General features: G+C 64.2%; 17 protein-coding genes. 12 read left to right on the top strand and 5 right to left on the bottom strand.

What is annotated here, in order from left to right:
• The first annotated feature begins 115 nt into the window (after positions 1-115).
• On the top strand, positions 116-1,399 hold the full coding sequence (gene cytX / locus ACN6NG_RS27265; RefSeq protein ID WP_063423399.1) for a putative hydroxymethylpyrimidine transporter CytX: 1,284 nt from the start codon (positions 116-118) through the stop codon (positions 1,397-1,399).
• Here the strand turns inward: cytX and ACN6NG_RS27260 are convergent.
• Positions 1,368-2,114 carry an RsiV family protein gene (locus tag ACN6NG_RS27260; protein WP_043198160.1) on the bottom strand — a complete coding sequence of 249 codons (747 nt, stop codon included), beginning with the start codon at positions 2,112-2,114 and terminating at the stop codon, positions 1,368-1,370. The two genes, cytX and ACN6NG_RS27260, sit on opposite strands and share 32 nt — an antisense overlap.
• Positions 2,115-2,299: 185 nt before the next feature.
• Here ACN6NG_RS27260 and ACN6NG_RS27255 point away from each other — a divergent pair, with 185 nt between their 5' ends.
• From ACN6NG_RS27255 to ACN6NG_RS27215, 9 genes are all read left to right on the top strand, one after another.
• Complete coding sequence (locus ACN6NG_RS27255) at positions 2,300-2,917, top strand: NUDIX domain-containing protein (protein ID WP_016501906.1); 618 nt, start codon at positions 2,300-2,302, stop codon at positions 2,915-2,917.
• Positions 2,908-3,360 (top strand): DUF1249 domain-containing protein, encoded by a 453-nt coding sequence (locus ACN6NG_RS27250; protein ID WP_016501905.1) that lies wholly within the window; start codon positions 2,908-2,910, stop codon positions 3,358-3,360. The genes ACN6NG_RS27255 and ACN6NG_RS27250 overlap by 10 nt, the downstream gene beginning before the upstream one ends.
• Position 3,361: 1 nt before the next feature.
• The gene (gene cpdA, locus ACN6NG_RS27245) at positions 3,362-4,159 is read left to right on the top strand and encodes a 3',5'-cyclic-AMP phosphodiesterase (protein ID WP_063423400.1); all 798 of its coding nucleotides are present in this window, start codon (positions 3,362-3,364) and stop codon (positions 4,157-4,159) included.
• A gap of 273 nt (positions 4,160-4,432) precedes the next feature.
• Positions 4,433-5,041, top strand: a complete 609-nt coding sequence (locus ACN6NG_RS27240; RefSeq protein WP_353456402.1) for a YqiA/YcfP family alpha/beta fold hydrolase — start codon at positions 4,433-4,435, stop codon at positions 5,039-5,041.
• 35 nt (positions 5,042-5,076) lie between these two features.
• A complete protein-coding gene (gene parE / locus ACN6NG_RS27235; protein WP_016501902.1) occupies positions 5,077-6,981 on the top strand; it encodes a DNA topoisomerase IV subunit B in 1,905 nt (634 codons plus the stop codon).
• Positions 6,978-7,964 carry an esterase-like activity of phytase family protein gene (locus tag ACN6NG_RS27230; RefSeq protein WP_353456401.1) on the top strand — a complete coding sequence of 329 codons (987 nt, stop codon included), beginning with the start codon at positions 6,978-6,980 and terminating at the stop codon, positions 7,962-7,964. The genes parE and ACN6NG_RS27230 overlap by 4 nt, the downstream gene beginning before the upstream one ends.
• Entirely contained in the window at positions 7,961-8,479 is a 519-nt protein-coding gene (locus ACN6NG_RS27225; RefSeq protein WP_063423403.1) for a retropepsin-like aspartic protease family protein, read from the top strand. The genes ACN6NG_RS27230 and ACN6NG_RS27225 overlap by 4 nt, the downstream gene beginning before the upstream one ends.
• Positions 8,480-8,489: 10 nt before the next feature.
• Complete coding sequence (gene parC / locus ACN6NG_RS27220) at positions 8,490-10,748, top strand: DNA topoisomerase IV subunit A (protein WP_049277988.1); 2,259 nt, start codon at positions 8,490-8,492, stop codon at positions 10,746-10,748.
• Positions 10,749-10,920: 172 nt separating this feature from the next.
• Positions 10,921-11,631, top strand: a complete 711-nt coding sequence (locus tag ACN6NG_RS27215) for a PqiC family protein (RefSeq protein WP_063423446.1) — start codon at positions 10,921-10,923, stop codon at positions 11,629-11,631.
• A 166-nt stretch (positions 11,632-11,797) separates the two neighbouring features.
• Here the strand turns inward: ACN6NG_RS27215 and ACN6NG_RS27210 are convergent, their stop codons facing one another.
• The gene (locus ACN6NG_RS27210) at positions 11,798-13,261 is read right to left on the bottom strand and encodes a histidine kinase (RefSeq protein ID WP_474317122.1); all 1,464 of its coding nucleotides are present in this window, start codon (positions 13,259-13,261) and stop codon (positions 11,798-11,800) included.
• Between the two features lie 134 nt (positions 13,262-13,395).
• Between ACN6NG_RS27210 and serB the strand changes: the two genes are divergently transcribed.
• Positions 13,396-14,610 (top strand): phosphoserine phosphatase SerB, encoded by a 1,215-nt coding sequence (gene serB / locus ACN6NG_RS27205; protein WP_016501896.1) that lies wholly within the window; start codon positions 13,396-13,398, stop codon positions 14,608-14,610.
• 299 nt (positions 14,611-14,909) lie between these two features.
• Here serB and asd read toward each other — a convergent pair whose 3' ends face one another.
• The 3 genes from asd to ACN6NG_RS27190 are packed head-to-tail and all read right to left on the bottom strand — an operon-like array spanning position 14,910 to position 18,172.
• Positions 14,910-15,773 carry an archaetidylserine decarboxylase gene (asd, locus tag ACN6NG_RS27200; protein ID WP_353456399.1) on the bottom strand — a complete coding sequence of 288 codons (864 nt, stop codon included), beginning with the start codon at positions 15,771-15,773 and terminating at the stop codon, positions 14,910-14,912.
• 9 nt (positions 15,774-15,782) lie between these two features.
• Positions 15,783-16,592 (bottom strand): rhodanese-like domain-containing protein, encoded by an 810-nt coding sequence (locus tag ACN6NG_RS27195; protein WP_474317118.1) that lies wholly within the window; start codon positions 16,590-16,592, stop codon positions 15,783-15,785.
• A gap of 44 nt (positions 16,593-16,636) precedes the next feature.
• The gene (locus ACN6NG_RS27190; RefSeq protein WP_063423407.1) at positions 16,637-18,172 is read right to left on the bottom strand and encodes an HDOD domain-containing protein; all 1,536 of its coding nucleotides are present in this window, start codon (positions 18,170-18,172) and stop codon (positions 16,637-16,639) included.
• 130 nt (positions 18,173-18,302) lie between these two features.
• On the opposite strand from ACN6NG_RS27190, the gene motA reads away from it, so the two are divergent.
• Positions 18,303-19,154, top strand: a complete 852-nt coding sequence (motA, locus tag ACN6NG_RS27185; protein ID WP_016489455.1) for a flagellar motor stator protein MotA — start codon at positions 18,303-18,305, stop codon at positions 19,152-19,154.
• Positions 19,155-19,156 lie beyond the last annotated feature (2 nt).

Raw genomic sequence — 19,156 nt, 5'->3', positions numbered from 1 at the left:
AGGGACCGCACAAGGTTCAAGGCCTGCGCGGCCCTTGTGGGAGCGGCCTTGCGTCGCGATTCGAGGACGAAGTCCTCGCCAAGAACACCAACAACATTGCCGGCGAGCGCCAACCATGACATCACCCAGCCAGTTCTCCCCCGACCACCCGGTCCCCACCCACCAGCGCATCTTCGGCGCCCGCGACCTGTTCTCGTTGTGGTTCTCCCTTGGCATCGGCCTGATGGTGCTGCAAGTCGGCGCCATGCTCGCCCCAGGCCTTGGCCTTGCCGGCGCGGTGCTGGCCATCGCCCTGGGCACCGGCGTGGGTGTGCTGTTGCTGGGCGCGGCCGGTGTCATCGGCAGCGACACCGGTCTTTCGGCCATGGGCACCCTGAAGCTCAGCCTGGGCAGCCATGGTGCGCGCTTGCCGGCTGTGCTCAACCTGCTGCAACTGGTAGGTTGGGGCGCATTCGAGATCATTGTCATGCGCGACGCCGCCAGCCTGCTGGGCGCGCGGGCGTTCGGCGAGGACAGTGCCTGGAACAGCCCGATGCTCTGGACCCTGTGTTTTGGAGCCCTGGCCACCTTGCTGGCCGTCAGCGGGCCGCTGGCCTTCGTGCGCAAGGTGCTGCGCGCCTGGGGTATCTGGGTGCTGCTGGGGGCTTGCCTGTGGCTGACCTGGAATCTGTTCGCCAAGGCCGACCTGGCTGAACTGTGGGGCCGCGCCGGTGACGGTTCGATGTCGCTGGCCGTGGGCTTCGACATCGTCATCGCCATGCCGCTGTCCTGGCTGCCGCTGATCGCCGACTACTCGCGCTTCGCCCGCAACGGCAAGCACGTGTTCGGCGGCACGGTCATTGGCTATTTCATCGGCAACACCTGGCTGATGAGCCTGGGCGTGGCCTACACCCTGGCCTTCGCTGCCAGTGGCGAGGTCAATGCCCTGCTGCTGGCCCTGGCCGGCGCCGGCATGGGCATTCCGTTGCTGCTCATTCTGCTGGACGAGTCGGAAAAGGCCTTCGCCGACATCCACTCGGCAGCGGTTTCCAGCGGTGTGCTGGTGCCTGTGAAGGTCGAGCACCTGGCGCTGGCTATCGGCGTGCTGTGCACCCTGATCGCCCTGCTGGCGCCACTGGCCCAGTACGAGAACTTCCTGCTGCTGATCGGTTCGGTGTTCGCGCCGCTGTTCGGCGTGGTGTTGATGGACCACTACGTGGTTCGTCGTCGCCGCTTGCCGGCACAGGTCGGCGGCTTGCACTGGCAGGCGCTGGTGGCCTGGTTTGCGGGGGTGGCGGTCTACCACCTGATTGCCGCGCAGGCACCGGAACTGGGTGCTACCCTGCCAGCATTGCTGCTGGCAGGTGTGCTGCATGGGTTACTGAGCCTTAGCCGCGGCCGGGAAACAGTTCAGGCTTGAGTACGCCATTCAGGCGTGGGTAGGGGATCTTCAGTTCCACGTGGCCCATGGAATAGGGCGCGATGGCATAGACCTCGTACTTGACCACTACTGCGCCGTACGTCAGGGCGATGTGCGGCGACTTCTTGAACGGCCAGGTTTTGACGAACTCGGCGTCCTTGTCCATGCCCACGCTCATCAGCCAGGCGCGGTGCGACTCCTCGACGGTTTTCCAGAAGGTGTCCTCCTGGCCTGGCACCAGCATGTCCTGCAGGGTCAGCACCTTGTCCAGCTTGCGCGAATAGTTGATGAAGCCGCGCCCAGGCATGCCGTGGGCGCCACCGCTGTCCAGGTAGCTGGACAACTCGATGATCACCAGCCCGTCATGCTGCTCGCGTACCTTGGCTTGCAGATAACTGCTGTTACGTTTGTCGGCACTGGCCAGGTATTGCTGTTCGTAGGCCTGCAAGGTGCTTGGCGCGGTGCCATGCTGATTGTCTTCGGTCAGTTGCAGTAGGCGTTTTTCGACGATGCCGTCGAGCGCGGGCAGGGCCGGGAAGTGGACCATGTCGATGTTCACCAGCGGGCAGTCGCTTTCGCTGCAGCCGGGTTTGACATGCTCCCAGGCGTCGCGCTTGACCTCGAGCGGGGCCCGGTAGTTGGGCGTGAACAGGCTCTGGCAGGCGCCCAGAGCGAGTGCCAGCACGGCCACGGAAGTCAGTTTGACAAGTGTCATGATGATCCTTGCAGAACAGGGAAAAGTCGGCCTTTGACCGTCTGCGCGGCCTTCAGTTCGCCACTAAGCTAACAGAGTGAAGACGCGCTGTCCCGAGTGTGCGAACGGTTGCCGGAAAGGGGTGAAACGCGAAAGCGTGCAGAGTAGGATGGCGCGATGCGGTAATTGAGGTAACGAGGATTTCCATGTCAGACACGTTGAATTCGGTGCCCAAGGCGGTCGAGATCGTCAAGCGGGCCAACTGCTTCCAGGGCTTCTACAAGCTCGACAAGGTGCACCTGCGCCACGAGCTGTTTGCCGGGGGTATGGGCCGCGAGATCAGCCGCGAACTGTTTGTGCGCCATGATGCGGTGTGTGTGCTGCCTTACGACCCGTTGCGCGACGAAGTGGTGCTGATCGAGCAGTTCCGCGTCGGCGCACTGGACAAGGTCGCCAACCCCTGGCTGATCGAGATGGTTGCCGGGCTGATCGACAAGGATGAGCAACCCGAGGAAGTCGCCCACCGCGAAGCCGAGGAAGAAGCCGGCCTGACGTTCAGCGCCTTGTGGCCGATGACCCGCTACTTCCCGTCGCCGGGCGGCAGTGACGAGTACGTTCACCTGTTCCTTGGCCGTTGCAGCAGCGAGGGCGCGGGCGGGCTGCATGGCCTGGAAGAAGAGGGCGAAGACATCCGCGTGCGTGTGTGGTCGTTCGAGGATGCCTTGCAGGCGGTGCGCGACGGGCGCATCTGCAACGCGGCGACTATCATCGGCTTGCAATGGCTGGCGCTGAACCGTGACGAAGTACGAGGTATGTGGAAGTGAACCTGCTGCGCGAGCGCTATCGAGTCGACCTGGTCGGGCTGCAGGCTGCCTGCGAGGCCAACTACGCCCGGCTGATGCGCCTGTTGCCCGACATGCGTACCACCCAGAGCTCGCGCCGCATCGGCATGACCCAAGGCGACCAGATGCTCGGCGTGCTGGTACTGGACGTGGTGCTGGCCTGCCCGTACACCACCACCCTGCATGTGCGCCAGGAGCACAGCCTGCCGTGGCTGCCGGTGCCGCACCTGGAAGTGCAGGTGTACCATGATGCACGCATGGCCGAAGTGGTCAGTGCCGAACACACCCGCCGCCTGCGCAGTATCTACCCGTATCCGAATGAGGCCATGCACCAGCCGGACGAAAAGGCCCAGCTCAACCTGTTCCTCGGTGAATGGCTGAGCCATTGCCTGGCTTGTGGCCACGAATTGGCCAGCGTTCGCTGACATGTACCCAGACAACACGCGCCCTGTTCATGTGGTGCAACTGACCGACGCACATCTTTTCGCCGACCCGGCCGGCAGCATGCTGGGCCTCAATACCCGTGACAGCCTGCGCCATGTAGTGGCCCAGGTGCGGCGCGAGCAACCGCTTGTCGACTTGCTGTTGTGCACGGGTGATCTGTCCCAGGACGCCAGCGTTGCTTCTTATGAAGCGTTCCGGGATCTGACTGCGCCGTTTGCCGTGCCCACCCGCTGGTTGCCGGGCAACCACGACGAGGCCCGGGTCATGGCACAGGCGGCGCCGCAGTTGGTGCAGGCGGTGACGGATATTGGCGCATGGCGGGTAGTCATGCTCAACACCGCCGTGCAAGGGGCCACCCATGGGTTTCTGGAAGATGATCAGTTGGCCCTGCTGGAAACAGCCTTGGAAGAGGCTGGCGGGCGACATTGCCTGGTGTGCTTGCACCATCAGCCGGTGGACATCGGTTGCGCCTGGATCGCGCCGATCGGCTTGCGCAATGCTCTGGCCCTGTTCGATATCGTCGAGGCTTATCCGCAGGTGCGGGCGTTGCTGTGGGGGCATGTGCATCAGGAATGGGATGAGCTGCGCGAGGGCCGGCGCCTGCTGGCCACGCCTTCGACCTGTATTCAGTTCGCGGCACGCAGCGAAGACTTCAAGGTGAGCGAGGAGCAGCCCGGGTACCGCTGGTTGCGCCTGCACGCCGACGGGCGGTTGGAAACCGGGGTGGAGCGGGCCACGGACTTTGAGGTGAAACTCGACTTCGATAGCCCGGGTTATTGAAGAATCTGGGGCCGCTGCGCGCCCCATCGCCGGCAAGCCAGCTCCCACACTGACCGCATCGGCTTCAAGCCATGTGTAGACAGCATCGGTTTCAAGCCATGTGCAGTACCTGTGGGAGCTGGCTTGCCGGCGATGGGCTGCGCAGCGGCCCCGGCTTTCTTGAAGAAATTGTTGCGAAACCCGTGACACTGCGTCAAAACCCGGCGAACGCGCTACACTGCGCGTCCCTGCGCCCGCATCATCAGGCGCGAAGCCACAGATTCCGGGGGCAGCATGTCGGGTTCCATCCTCTATATCCATGGCTTCAACAGCTCGCCGCTTTCGACCAAGGCGCGCCAGCTCGAAGCCGTGATGCAGCAACTGGGCCTGTCGGCTCAGCTACGTGTGCCCGCCTTGCATCACCACCCGCGGCAGGCCATCGTCCAGCTTGAAGCTGCCATCGCCGAACTGGGTGCGCCACTGCTGGTGGGCAGTTCGCTCGGCGGCTACTATGCCACCCATCTGGCCGAGCGCCATGGCCTCAAGGCCCTGCTGGTCAACCCAGCGGTAACCCCGCACAAGCATTTCGACGGGTACCTGGGCACTCAGCGCAATCATTACAGCGGTGAAACCTGGGAACTGACCCACGATCACGTACAGGCCCTGGCCGAGCTGGAAGTGCCGGCCCCGGTAGATGCCAGCCGCTATCAAGTGTGGCTGCAAACCGCCGATGAAACCCTGGACTATCGCCATGCCGAGCGCTATTACCGTGCATGTGCCCTGCGTATCCAGGCCGGTGGCGATCACAGCTTCCAGGGCTTCGCCGAGCGCCTGCCGGCTCTGCTGGCGTTTGCCGGCATTGCTCGCGGGCAGTATGCGGCGCTCGATTTTTCTGTATTTTGACTTTTTTGCACTCACCAGACTGACGACGAGACCCTATGGCCAATCCCAGCGCTAGCGCCTATAACGCAGACGCCATCGAAGTCCTCTCGGGCCTTGACCCGGTCCGCAAGCGGCCGGGCATGTACACCGATACCAGCCGCCCCAACCACCTGGCCCAGGAAGTCATCGACAACAGTGTCGACGAAGCCCTGGCTGGCCACGCCCGTTCGGTGCAGGTCATCCTGCATGCTGACCACTCGCTGGAAGTCAGCGACGATGGCCGTGGCATGCCAGTGGACATCCACCCGGAAGAAGGCGTGTCCGGGGTCGAGCTGATCCTCACCAAGCTGCATGCCGGCGGCAAGTTCTCCAACAAGAACTACCAGTTCTCCGGTGGTTTGCACGGTGTGGGTATCTCGGTGGTCAACGCCCTGTCGACCCAGGTGCGCGTGCGCGTCAAGCGTGACGGCAACGAATACCAGATGACCTTCGCCGATGGCTTCAAGGCCAGCGAGCTGGAAGTGGTCGGCTCGGTCGGCAAGCGCAACACCGGCACCAGCGTGTACTTCAGCCCCGACCCCAAGTACTTCGACTCGCCCAAGTTCTCCATCAGCCGCCTCAAGCATGTGCTCAAGGCCAAGGCCGTGCTGTGCCCGGGCCTGCTGGTCAGCTTCGAGGACAAGGCCAGTGGCGAGAAGGTCGAGTGGCACTACGAAGACGGCCTGCGTTCCTACCTGGTCGATGCGGTCAGCGAGTTCCAGCGCCTGCCTGACGAGCCGTTCTGCGGCAGCCTGGCGGGCAACAAGGAAGCCGCAGACTGGGCGTTGCTGTGGTTGCCAGAAGGCGGCGACAGCGTCCAGGAAAGCTACGTCAACCTGATCCCCACTGCGCAGGGCGGCACCCATGTCAATGGCCTGCGTCAGGGCCTGCTGGATGCCATGCGCGAGTTCTGCGAGTTCCGCAATCTGCTGCCGCGCGGCGTGAAGCTGGCGCCTGAGGACATCTGGGAGCGCATCTCTTTCGTGCTCTCGATGAAAATGCAGGAGCCGCAGTTCTCCGGGCAGACCAAAGAGCGCTTGTCCTCGCGCGAGGCGGCTGCCTTTGTTTCCGGCGTGGTCAAGGACGCCTTCAGCCTGTGGCTGAACGCCCACCCCGAGCTGGGCATGCAACTGGCCGAGCTGGCTATCAGCAACGCCGGGCGCCGCCTCAAGGCCAGCAAGAAGGTCGAGCGCAAGCGCATTACCCAAGGCCCGGCGCTGCCTGGCAAGCTGGCCGATTGCGCCGGCCAGGACCCGATGCGTGCCGAGCTGTTCCTGGTCGAGGGTGACTCGGCGGGTGGCTCGGCCAAGCAGGCACGGGACAAGGAGTACCAGGCGATCCTGCCGCTGCGCGGCAAGATCCTCAACACCTGGGAAGTGGACGGTGGCGAAGTCCTGGCCAGCCAGGAAGTGCACAACATCGCCGTGGCCATCGGCGTCGACCCGGGTGCCACAGACCTGGCGCAACTGCGCTACGGCAAAGTCTGCATCCTCGCCGACGCCGACTCCGACGGCCTGCACATCGCCACGTTGCTGTGCGCGCTGTTCGTCCAGCACTTCCGGGCGCTGGTCGAGGCCGGGCATGTGTACGTGGCCATGCCGCCGCTGTACCGCATCGACCTGGGCAAGGAAATCTACTACGCCCTCGACGAAGCCGAGCGTGACGGTATCCTCGACCGCCTGGTGGCCGAGAAGAAGCGCGGCAAGCCACAGGTCACCCGCTTCAAGGGTTTGGGCGAGATGAACCCGCCACAGCTGCGTGAAACCACCATGGATCCGAACACCCGGCGCCTGGTGCAACTGACCCTGGACGACGTTGAGGCCACCTGCGAGCTGATGGACAAGCTGCTGGCCAAGAAGCGCGCCGGTGACCGCAAGAGCTGGCTGGAGACCAAAGGCAACCTGGCCGAGGTCATGGTTTGATTCGGCAAGTACTTGCCGTTTGCCTTGCGCTGGTTACCTTGCCTGCCCTGGCGGGTAACTGGCCGGAGCTGAAGCTCAGTGCCGAGCACCCGATCGACGGCATGCGTGGTGGCAACCTGTCTGGCCTGGTGGAATGCCGGGGCGGGCTGTGGGGCGTGTCCGACCGCGACGACGACCGCATCTACCGCTTCGACCAGCAAAAACCGACCTGGCGCGCGCAACCGCTGACCTTTACCCCGCCACCGCCGCCGGAAAGCGGCCTGCCGTGGGGCCTCAAGTCGCGCAATTGGGCCGCGTCGTACATTCGCGGGGGCGAGCTGGATTTCGAAGGCATCACCTGTGACCAGGCGGGTAACCTGTACCTGGCCAGCGAAGCCCATGCTGCGGTGTTGCAGTTACCGCTGGAAGGCGAGCCGGACTGGCTGAAGATCGACCCGGCCATGGTGCGCCAGGCCCGTGCCAGCGGCATGCTGCTGAACTTCAATGCGCTGTTCGAGGGCTTGGCGATCAACCCGGCGGGCGATCGCCTGTGGCTGGCCGCAGAACGCGAGCGCCGTGGCCTGGTGGCCGTCGAGCGCCAGCAATCAGTGTGGACTTGCGGGCGCAGCTGTGTGCTGCTGAGCGAGGCCGGGGTGGAGATGCAGCCGGCGCAAATGCCCAATGCCCGGGCACTGTCGCGCGATTTTGCCGACCTGGCCTGGTTCGAGGGCAAGCTGTTCACACTCGAACGCAATGCCTACCGGGTCTGCCGGCGTGATACCGACAGCGGCAAGGTAGAACGCTGCTGGTCGTTTGCTGCCGACGCCTTGGTCGAGGCCCGCCGTTACCCGCAACCGTTCGGCCTGGCCGAAGCCCTTGTGATCGATGCCAAGGGCGCCTGGATCGGCCTGGACAACAACAACGGCGCCCGCGCCGATGGCGAAACGCGCCCGATCGTCTGGCGCTTTGATGCACCGGAAGGTGGCTGGAGCGCCAAGTCATGAGCCAGGCGCCGGGCAAACGGGCGGGCAGGGTGCTGATGGTCTTCGCGTGGGCGGCCGCGATGTTCCTTGCCACGCGCTTTTTCGGCCAGTGGGAAGACAGCAAGCGCAACCCCAATGCCCAGGTGCAATCCGAACACGGCGAGGGCTTTGTCGAAGTGCGCCTGCTGGGCAACGGCCAGGGCCACTTCATGGTGGATGGCGCCATCAATGGCCAGGTGGTGCATTTCATGCTCGACACCGGCGCCACCGATGTGGCGATCCCCGAGGTGTTGGCCCGTGACCTGAACCTTGAGCGCGGCAGCCCGGTGCTGCTCAGTACCGCCAATGGCCGCACCGAAGGCTACCGCACACGCCTGGCCAGCCTGCAGCTGGGCGATATCCGCCTGCAGGACGTACGCGCCACCGTGGTGCCGGGCCTGGACGGGCCCATCGTACTGCTGGGCATGAGTGCCCTGAAACAACTTGAATTTACCCAGCGCGGCGGCACCATGCTGTTGCGCCAGAACCTGAAATGACGAGGCCCGCATGAGCGACTCACTGGAACTCAGCCTGGACGGCGTCGAACGCCGCTCGCTGGCTGACTTCACCGAACAGGCCTACCTCAACTATTCCATGTACGTGATCATGGACCGCGCCTTGCCGCACATCGGCGACGGCCTGAAGCCGGTGCAGCGACGCATCGTCTATGCCATGAGCGAGTTGGGGCTCGATGCCGATGCCAAGCACAAGAAGTCGGCGCGTACCGTCGGTGACGTGCTCGGCAAGTTCCACCCCCATGGCGACTCGGCCTGCTACGAGGCCATGGTGCTGATGGCGCAGCCGTTCAGCTACCGCTATACCCTGGTCGACGGCCAGGGTAACTGGGGTGCGCCGGACGATCCGAAGTCGTTCGCCGCCATGCGTTATACCGAGGCGCGTTTGTCGCGCTACGCCGAAGTGCTGCTCAGCGAAGTTGGCCAAGGCACCGTGGACTGGGTACCGAACTTTGACGGTACCTTGCAGGAGCCGGCCGTGCTGCCAGCGCGCCTGCCCAACATCCTGCTCAACGGGACCACCGGTATCGCCGTGGGCATGGCGACCGACGTGCCGCCGCACAACCTGCGTGAAGTGGCCAGCGCCTGCGTGCGCCTGCTCGACGAGCCCAAGGCCACCATCGAGCAATTGTGCGAGCACATCCAGGGGCCGGATTACCCGACCGAGGCGGAAATCATCACGCCACGGGCAGAAATCCTCAAGATGTACGAAAGCGGCCGCGGTTCGATCCGCATGCGTGCCGTTTACCGCGTCGAGGATGGCGACATCGTAGTGACTGCGCTGCCGCACCAGGTCTCCGGTGCCAAGGTGCTGGAGCAGATCGCCGCACAGATGCAGGCCAAGAAGCTGCCGATGGTTGCCGACCTGCGTGACGAATCCGACCATGAGAACCCGTGCCGCATCGTCATCATCCCGCGCTCCAACCGTGTGGATGCCGACGAACTGATGCAGCACCTGTTCGCCACCACCGACCTGGAGAGCAGCTACCGGGTCAACGTCAATATCATTGGCCTGGACGGCCGCCCGCAGTTGAAGAACCTGCGTGCGATATTGGTGGAGTGGCTGGAGTTTCGCACCAACACTGTTCGCCGCCGGCTGCAGCATCGCCTGGACAAGGTGGAGCGGCGCCTGCACCTGCTGGATGGTTTGCTCACCGCATTCCTCAACCTGGATGAAGTGATCCACATCATCCGTACCGAGGAGCACCCCAAGCAGGCCCTGATTGCCCGGTTCGAGCTGAGCGAAATCCAGGCCGAGTACATCCTCGAGACCCGTCTGCGTCAGCTGGCGCGCCTGGAAGAGATGAAGATCCGCGGCGAGCAGGACGAACTGCTCAAGGAACAGGCCAAGCTGCAGGCGCTGCTGGGCAGCGAGGCCAAGCTGCGCAAGCTGGTGCGCAGCGAACTGATCAAGGATGCCGAAACCTACGGCGACGCGCGCCGTTCGCCAATCGTCGAGCGCGTCGAGGCCAAGGCCCTGTCTGAAAACGAGCTGATGCCGACCGAGCCGGTCACCGTGGTGCTGTCGGAGAAGGGCTGGGTGCGTTGCGCCAAAGGCCACGACATCGACGCCACCGGCTTGTCGTACAAGGCCGGCGATGGCTTCAAGGCCGCCGCAGCCGGGCGTTCCAACCAGTTTGCCGTGCTCATCGACTCTACGGGGCGCAGCTATTCGGTGGCGGCTCACAGCTTGCCCTCGGCACGTGGTCAGGGCGAGCCGCTGACCGGCCGCCTGACGCCACCGCCAGGCGCCACCTTCGAGTGTGTGCTGTTGCCGGAGGACGACGCGCTGTACGTGGTTGCCTCGGATGCGGGCTACGGCTTCGTGGTCAAGGGTGAAGACTTGCAGGCCAAGAACAAGGCCGGCAAGGGTTTGCTCAGCCTGCCCAACGGTGCCAAGGTCATGACCCCACGCCCGGTGGCCAATCGCGAGCAGGACTGGCTGGCAGCGGTGACCACCGAAGGCCGCCTGCTGGTGTTCAAGGTCAGCGATTTGCCGCAGCTGGGCAAGGGCAAGGGCAACAAGATCATTGGCGTGCCGGGCGACCGGGTAGCCAGCCGTGAAGAATTTGTCACCGATCTGGCCGTGATTCCTGACGGCGCGACCCTTGTATTGCAAGCCGGCAAGCGTACCCTGTCTCTGAAAGCGGACGATCTTGAGCATTACAAGGGCGAGCGCGGACGGCGAGGCAGCAAGCTGCCACGCGGCTTCCAGCGCGTCGATGGGTTGCAGGTGGAAGTGCCGGCATAACGGGCAGAAATGTCTGGAACGGCAATTTCAGCGCCGTTCCGGGCAGAAATGCTGGAGTCGGACGGTTATTTCGCGGATGATATGGCCCTTGCGGTGCCGGCGTGGCCGTGTGCCCGTTTGAATCTACATGTATCACTGCGGTGTGCCTTATGGCGGCCGCCTGGATGGGATGATGAAATTTCTGCGCCTTCCATTTGCGCTGTTGATGACTGGCCTGCTGGGCCTTGGCGGGTGCACCATGCATCAGCCGGTTGCCCTGTATCAGCTCGACAGTGGTGATCCTGGCCAGCCGTCGCAGAGTGCGGGCATGGCCGTGGTACTCGGCCCGGTATCGGTAGCCGATTACCTTCAGCGTGAAACGTTCCTGCAGCGTCAAGCCGACGGCAGCCTGAGCGCGGCGACTGACGGCCGCTGGGCGGGTAGCCTTTCGTCGGATATCGACCAGCTGCTGGTGCGTCAACTTGCCTGGCGCCTGGACAGCCAGCGCGTGGTGCTGGCGCCGGCGACCGCTGGCTTCAGCCCGGACGTGCAGGTGCTGTTGTCGATCACTCGCCTGGACTCAGGCAAAAACCAGCCGGCCATCCTGGATGCCCAGTGGCGTCTGCTGGATCGCCGTGGCCATGTGCGTGACAACCGTATCGTTCACCTCGAGCAGCCGCACGAGGGCAGCGAGTCGTCGCAGGTTCAGGCCCAGGGTCAACTGCTTCAGAAGCTGGCCGAACAGCTGAGCACTGCGGTCAAGCCGCTTGCCAACCAGCCGGCGATTGCCGAAGAAGCACCGAAAAAGCCCGCTGCACCGGTGCAGGTCAAAAAGGGGCCGGAGAAATCCAAGATTCCGATGGCCTCGCCGATTCGCACCGATATGGAAGTTTATCGTTTCTGATCGAACTGCCACCCACAAAAAAGCCCGCATTTGTTGCGGGCTTTTTTGTACCTAAAGGATAGATGCGGCCTTTGTGGGAGCGGGCGTGCCCGCGAACACCGGCGCAGCCGGTGCCATGCACCGCGGCGCCTGATTCGGGCGCGCCCGCTCCCCCAGGGGGAAACTATCAGGCGCGGCGCTCGTGCATGCGGGCCAGCTGGCGCTCCAGCATCGACGGGTAAGGCTCCATCAAACGCTCCACACAGCAGGCACCCTCAGGGCTGGCAATCGGGCGAATGCGGGCACGCTGGCGAATCAGCGCGTCATCGCTGATCTGCCGCTCCACCAGCAACAGGTTGCGGCTGTGCTGCGACAGCGCCAGGGCATCCTGGACCTTTTCGGCCATCAGCAGGTCCACCAGCTCCAGCCCTTGCAGGTCGTTGCCCAGAACCAGGCCCAGTTGCAGCTGAAGGGTGATGCCGCTGTCGGCCACTTCGATCTGCAGGGCATGACCCAGGGCGCGTAGCAGCTCGCCGCAGCAGATGGCGTTGGTCAGGTAGTCCTCGCCACAGTCGCGGCTGTGGAACAGTACCAGGGTGCTGCCGTCGTTGAGCGTGTGGGTTTCACCGTCATAGAGCGAGGCAGCATGCTCCAGGCAATCGCGGTAGCGTTCGGTCAGCTCGGTCAGGCGGGTGCGCGGCAGGCGGCGCAGTTGCTCTTGCGAGCCCAGTTGCACGGCTAGTACGGCGCTGTACTGCGGCTCGTCAGACTCGACCGGGGCGGCTTTGGGCGCACTGTCGTCGTCCATCAGGCCGGCGAAGGCTTCGTCGTCATCGTCCTCGGCCAATGCGGCAATCTTGGGGCGCGGTGCGGCCTTGGGGGCCGGCGCTGCGTCGTGGAAGTCGTCGAAATGCTCGTCGTCCTCTTCCTCCAGCTCTGGCTCTGGCTCCGGCGGTGGCGGCGGGGCCAGGCGCGCATGCAACTGGCGGGCGATGTCGCCGATCTCATCCTGGCGGTCGGTGGCCGGGGTATAGGGCTGCGGGTCTCGCAGCCACACCCGCAATTGCAGCAGCGGCAGTGTGATGTGGCGGCCCTGTCGCAGGCTCAGGCTGAGGGCCAGGGCCAGCAGGATGGCTGCCATGATCCCCATGCTCTGCAGGCTGATCAGCATCGGCTGCTGGAACTGGCTCATGTCCAGGCTGATGCGCAGTTGCCCGGCCGTCACGTCCTGGAAGGTGATCTTGGTCTGGTACAGGCCCTCTGCCTCGCCCAGCAGGCTGTTGCGCGGGCGCTGGCCGGCCTCGGCGAGGATGCGGTTGTCCACGCTGTAGATGGCCGCGTGGGCCACCAGCGGGTTTTTCACCAGGTTGCCCAGCAGCACGTTGAGACTGAGGATGTCGTTAGACACCAGCAGCTCGGTCGCCGAGGTGGCGGTCTGGGTGGTCAGGCTCTGGCCAAGGGCATCAGCCTGCTCGTGCATGGCCTGCTTGAACTGCAGGCCCATCACGCAGGCATAGATCACCAGCGCCAGCGCGACCAGGAAGATGTTGGTGCAAGCGATGCGCAATGCCAGCGGCACGCGACGTTGACTCAGGGCACGATAGATCATCAGGAAGAAATTGTCTGGTTTGACGGGCGTGGGCCGGTTCACTGAGCTCGGCTCTTAATGGCAGAAAGTGTGGGGCAGTATAGCGACCCGGGTTTTGTCGGCAAAGTATCGTTGGCGCCCGATGGTCACGGAAAATCGGTAGAATGCGCATTTTTCATCGAAGTCGGAGCCAGGTTGTGCGCGAAATCGTCCTGATCAACATCACCGGTGAGGACCGTCCCGGTCTCACTGCGGCTATCACCGGCGTCCTGCTGCAGGGCGGTGTGAGCATCCTCGACATCGGCCTGGCGGTCATGCACGGCACTTTGTCGTTCGGTATCCTGGTCGACATCCCGGACAACGAAGTGGCTACCGCCCTGCTGCAAAGCGTGCAGGCCAAGGCCCACGAACTGAACCTGCAGGCCCGCTACACGCCGATTTCCGAGGCGGACTACCAGCACTGGGCTGACGGCCAGGGCGAGGCGCGCCACATCGTCACCCTGCTCAGCCGCAAGATCACCCCCGAGCAACTGCAGCGGGTGAGTGCGGTGATAAGCCAGTACGGCCTGACCATCGAGCGTATCGAGCGTTTGTCGGCGCGTGTGGCGCTGGATGCCGAAACCGACAAGGGCAAAGCGGCCATCGAAATCTCCGTGCGCGGCGCGCCGAGCGATGCCCAGGCCCTGCGTGCCGACTTCTTTGCCCTGGCCGAAGCGCTGAGCATCGACATCGCCTTCCAGAAGGACGACCTGTTCCGCCGCAACCGCCGCCTGGCGGTGTTCGACATGGACTCGACGCTGATCGAAGCCGAAGTCATCGACGAACTGGCCAAAGCGGCCGGCGTGGGTGAGCAGGTGGCGGCAATCACCGAGCGCGCCATGCGCGGTGAACTGGACTTCCGCGCCAGCTTCAAGGAGCGCATGGCGCTGCTCAAGGGCCTGGATGTGGGTGTGCTGGACGAAATCGGTGCCTCGCTGCGCCTGACCGAGGGTGCCGAAAACCTGTTCGCCGAGCTCAAGCGCCTGGGTTACAAGACCGCGATCCTGTCCGGTGGCTTTACCTACTTTGCCCGCCAGGTGCAGGCGCGCCTGGGTATCGACTATGTGTTCGCCAACGAGCTGGAAGTGGTCGACGGCAAGGTGACCGGTGTGGCTGTCGAGCCGATCGTCGATGCCCAGCGCAAGGCCGAGCTGCTGCAACAGTTGGCCAGTGAAGAAGGCTTGCAGCTGGAGCAGACCATCGCCGTAGGTGATGGCGCCAACGACCTGCCGATGCTGTCGCTGGCCGGCCTGGGCGTAGCGTTCCGCGCCAAGCCGCTGGTGCGCCAGTCGGCCAAGCAGGCGATTTCCACCTTGGGGCTGGATGGCGTGCTGTACCTGCTGGGCCTGCGCGACCGCGACGCCCGCGGCTAGTTTGCCGTTGTACCTCCAGCGCCTGTGAGATCGAGCGCCGCCCGCGCGGCGCTTCGCAGCACAAGGCTGCTCCTACATCTGTTTCTGGCCAGTCAAGCCTGTACCAGTGCACGCGACCGCCTTGTTTGTCCCACGCGACATCGAGGCGGACGCCAAGGAACCGCGCGCCTTCCCCTCAGAAATCATTGGCCCGAAACAAATGTAGGAGCAGCCTTGTGCTGCGAAGCGCCGCGCGGGCGGCGCTCGATATCACAGGCGCTGGAGAACACGCGCCGATCACCTCGAAGCAAAAAACACGGTCAAGCCTGTGCAGGCGCCGCCAACAGCTGCCCCATGCGCACTGCAGAACCCGCGCCCAGGTTTTCAGCCCACTTCACCTGCTCCGGCCCGAACAGCACGATAGCGGTCGAACCCAGCTTGAAGCGGCCCAGCTCGGCACCTTTCTCCAGGTGGATCGGCGCGCGGCTGGCTTCGTCGTAACGGAAGGTCTTCAGCTCACGCTTGGGTGGCGTCACCAGCCCGGCCCACACGGTTTCGATCGAGGCGACGATCATCGCACCCACCAGTACCACGGCCATCGGCCCGCGCTCGGTGTCGAACAGGCAGACCACGCGCTCGTTGCGGGCGAACAGCTCGGGAACGTTCTCTGCGGTGGTCTGGTTGACCGAGAACAGACGCCCCGGCACATAGACCATTTCGCGCAGGGTGCCGGCCAGCGGCATGTGCACGCGGTGGTAGTCCTTGGGCGACAGGTAGATGGTGGCAAACTCGCCGCCCATGAACGGCGCTGCCAGGGCCGGGTCGCCGCCCAGCAGCTCTTGCGCGCTGTAACCGTGGCCCTTGGCCTGGAAGATGCGGCCGTGCTCGATCGGGCCGAGCTGGCTGACGGCGCCGTCGGCCGGGCACAGGATGGCGCCCGGGGTTTCGTCCAGCGGGCGTGCACCGGGCTTCAGGGCGCGGGTGAAGAAGGCATTGAAGTGCTCGTAAGCGCTCAAGTCCTCGACCAGCGCTTCAGACATGTTTACCTGGTAGCGCTTGGCGAACCAGGCGGTAAAGGCATTCTTGAACCAGCGCACGCGGCACTCGGCGATGCAGCCGGCCAGCCGCGACAGCAGGTGGTGCGGCAGCAGGTACTGGCTGATGATGAACAAACGGGATTTCATGCAGGTTCCTTAAACTTCTACAGGCGTGTCCGGGTGGTTGCCCCATTCGCTCCACGAGCCGGCGTAGGCCTTGACGCGTGGGTAGCCGAGGGCCTTGGCCACCAGATAAGTGAAGCCGGAGCGGCGGTGGGTCTGGCAGTGGGTGATCACTTCCTTGTCAGGGGTGATGCCCAGTTGCTCGAGGACATTTTTGATGTCTTGGCGAATGCGCAAGTGGTCGTTGAGGTCCATGCCGGCGGTCCACTCGAAGTTGATCGCGCCGGGAATGTGCCCGCCCTTGGCAGCCAATACCTTCTCGCCGCTGAATTCCTGCGGGCCGCGGGCGTCCCAGATGACCAGGTCATCGGCGCCCAGGCGGCTTTGCAGGTACTCGCGGGTGGCGGTGGGGGCGTTGTCGATACGCAGGTGCACCGGGCTGTTGACGCTGACGGGCACGTCGGTGGACAGCGTGTCAGCCGGCCAGGCCTGGATACCGCCATTGAGGTAGTGATAGGCCTTGTGACCAATCACGTCGAGCAGCCAGATGAAGCGCCCGGCCCAGCCCCCGCCTTCATCGTCATACACCACATAGACGGCGTCGTCGCGGTGGCCAAGTTCGCTGAACAGTTTTTCCAGCTCGCCCAAGGACGGCAGCAGGCCGGGCGCTGGAGGCTGGCCAAGCTGGGTACGCTTGCCTTCGACAAAGCGTGCGCCGGGGATATGCCCGCTGACATAGCGGTTGGCACTGCTCAGGTCGACCAGGATCAACTGTGGCGAACCCAGGCGTGGCAGCAGGTCCGCGGCTTCGATCACCAGGGGCAGGCCGGAAAAGTCAGTCATCCACGGTCTCCAGTGTGGAAAGAGGGGCGATTGTAGCGCAAGGCTCAGCCCTTGCGGTTGGCAAACACCGACAGTGCCCGCTCGGTGCATTGCGCGGTCTTACCGAAGGCCTGCACGCTGATATCGGCCAAAGGCCGGCAGCCCTGGTCGGCCACCATCAGCATCAGCACCTGATCGTTCACCGCCAGTGAGCGCAACAGCACGTGCTCGCTGCGGAACAGCGCACGCAGCGGGGCCGGCAGCAGGGCCGAAAACTGGCTGTGGTTTTCCGGGGTAATGCGCAGTTGCCCGGCCTGGGCCATCAGCTTCTGCAGCAGCTTGTTTTGCGACACCTGCAGGGCCAGGGCCGCGGCCTCTTTGGGCAAGCCGGCGGTCTGCTGCACGCGCAGGTGGTCGCTGGCCTTGTCCAGGCTCAGCAGCATAAGGCGTTGCATGCCGCAGGCCAGCAGGGCTTCGCGGGCTTGGGTGGCCAGGTGCACGGTATTGGTGAATGGGCTGGGCTGGGCCAGCAGGTCCTGGCACAGCTTGCGCCAACGCGCCAGGTCGTCGCTGCTGGGCGGTGGCGGGGCCAGCATGTCCGGGTGCGGGCGGCGCTGGTACCAGGGCCAGATCAGTGCTTCAGCCGGGTGGAACAGGGCATGCCTGGCGTGGCGGCGCGCACTGGCGGCAGCTTGTTGGTGCACTTGCTGCTGCACGTCTTCTAGCGAGGTCTGCAGGTACAGCGCCGTCAGCAGTTGCCAGCGCAGCAGGTGCGGGTTGTCCCAGCCCACCTGCGCCGCCAGCGCAAGGTTGTTGGCCAGCAGCACGGTGTTGGCCGGCTGGTTGAACCAGCGGCGCAGGCCGGGCTCGGCATCCAGGCGGTGCTGCTGGCTGAGCAGGTCTTCGTCGCGGGCGATGCTCAGCACCTGGGCCAGCTGTTCGCGTTCTTCCAGCAGCAGGCGGTAACCCTGGGTTACCCACTGCGGCAGGCGCCAGTACTCCGCCATGGTCTGGCACAGCGCCATGATGCGCACGCCAAACAGCTCTTCCTCTACCTGGGCGGCGTCCTCGCCTTTGTGGATAACCCGCAGCTCCCAGGTGTCGAGCAGCTTGGGGTAGGCCAGTGCCAGCGGCCAAAGTGGTGACAGGAACAGCAGGCTGCCCCAGTGAATTTCCTGCCACAGCCGTGCCAGGCGGCTGGCGAACAGGCCGCTGGCCTGCTGCGAGGCGTGCTGGCTGATCAGCTGGAACTGGCTGAGCACGGGCGGGATTTCTTCGACCGGCAGCGAGGGCAGGCGCTTGAGCAGTTGCTCACTGCGCTCCAGGCCCAGGCGGTTGAGGGCGACCTCCAGGCTTTCGGCTGGCTCGGCCTGGCTGGCGTTGGTGGGGTGATTGGCTTCGCGCATCACCGATAGTACCAGTGCCGGGCTATCCTGCATCAGTTCGGCGATGTCGCGCAGCGAGCGGCGGCTATCGTGGATGGCAGCCATGACCCGGTCGTAGCTGTGCTTCGGCACGGGGATGCGAACACTCTCTAGCAGCTTTACCCAGGCTTCTAGCGTACGCGGAGCCTGAGCGGGCACCTTGGTTTCAATTGGCATTTTGACATCAGTCCGAACTGGCTTTTCGCATTGAGTGGCTATAGTCTGGCGCAGTTCTGCCGATAAGTAGAAGAAGAGTTTTAAAGCTCCCGTCTCTTCCCCTGACCACGACAGCAAGTGCTTTGAACCTATGGCTAAAATTATCGGCATCATCGTCGTATTCGCGAGCGTGCTCGGCGGCTACGTGCTCTCCCACGGCAAGATCGCAGCGCTGATCCAGCCGTTCGAAGTACTGATCATCGGCGGTGCAGCCTTTGGTGCATTCCTGCAGGCCAACCCTGGCCACATGACCATGCACGTCATCAAGAAGTCGATGAAGATGTTCGGCTCGCGCTTCACCCATGCCTATTACCTGGAGGTACTAGGCCTGGTCTACGAGATCCTCAACAAGAGCCGTCGCGAAGGCATGATGGCCATCGAGGCCGACATCGAGGACGCCGCCGCCAGCCCGATCTTCGCCAAGTACCCGACGGTACTGGCCGACGAGCGCATGACCGCGTTCGTCTGCGACTACCTGCGCATCATGTCCACCGGCAACATGGCCCCGCACGAACTCGAGGGCCTGTTCGACATGGAGCTGCTGAGCATGAAGGAAGAGCTGGAGCACCCGTCCCATGCGGTGACCGGCATCGCTGACGGCATGCCTGGTTTCGGTATCGTCGCGGCGGTACTGGGTATCGTGGTGACCATGGCCTCGCTGGGCGAGGGCGACCAGGCGGCCATCGGCATGCACGTGGGTGCGGCGCTGGTCGGTACCTTCTTCGGTATTCTGGCTGCCTACGGCTTCTTCGGGCCGTTGGCCAAGTGCCTGGAGCACGATGCCAAGGAGGAGCTGAACCTCTACGAATCGATCAAGGCTTCGCTGGTCGCCTCGGCCTCGGGCATGCCACCTTCGCTGGCCGTGGAGTTTGGGCGCAAGGTGCTGTACCCCATGCATCGCCCAAGTTTTGCCGAGCTGGAACAAGCGGTTCGCGGTCGCTGAGT

The organism is Pseudomonas sp. TSO6 (assembly GCF_056098905.1).
The sequence above is the reverse complement of the archived record's forward strand: the minus strand, read 5'-3'. Positions and strand labels throughout refer to the sequence as shown.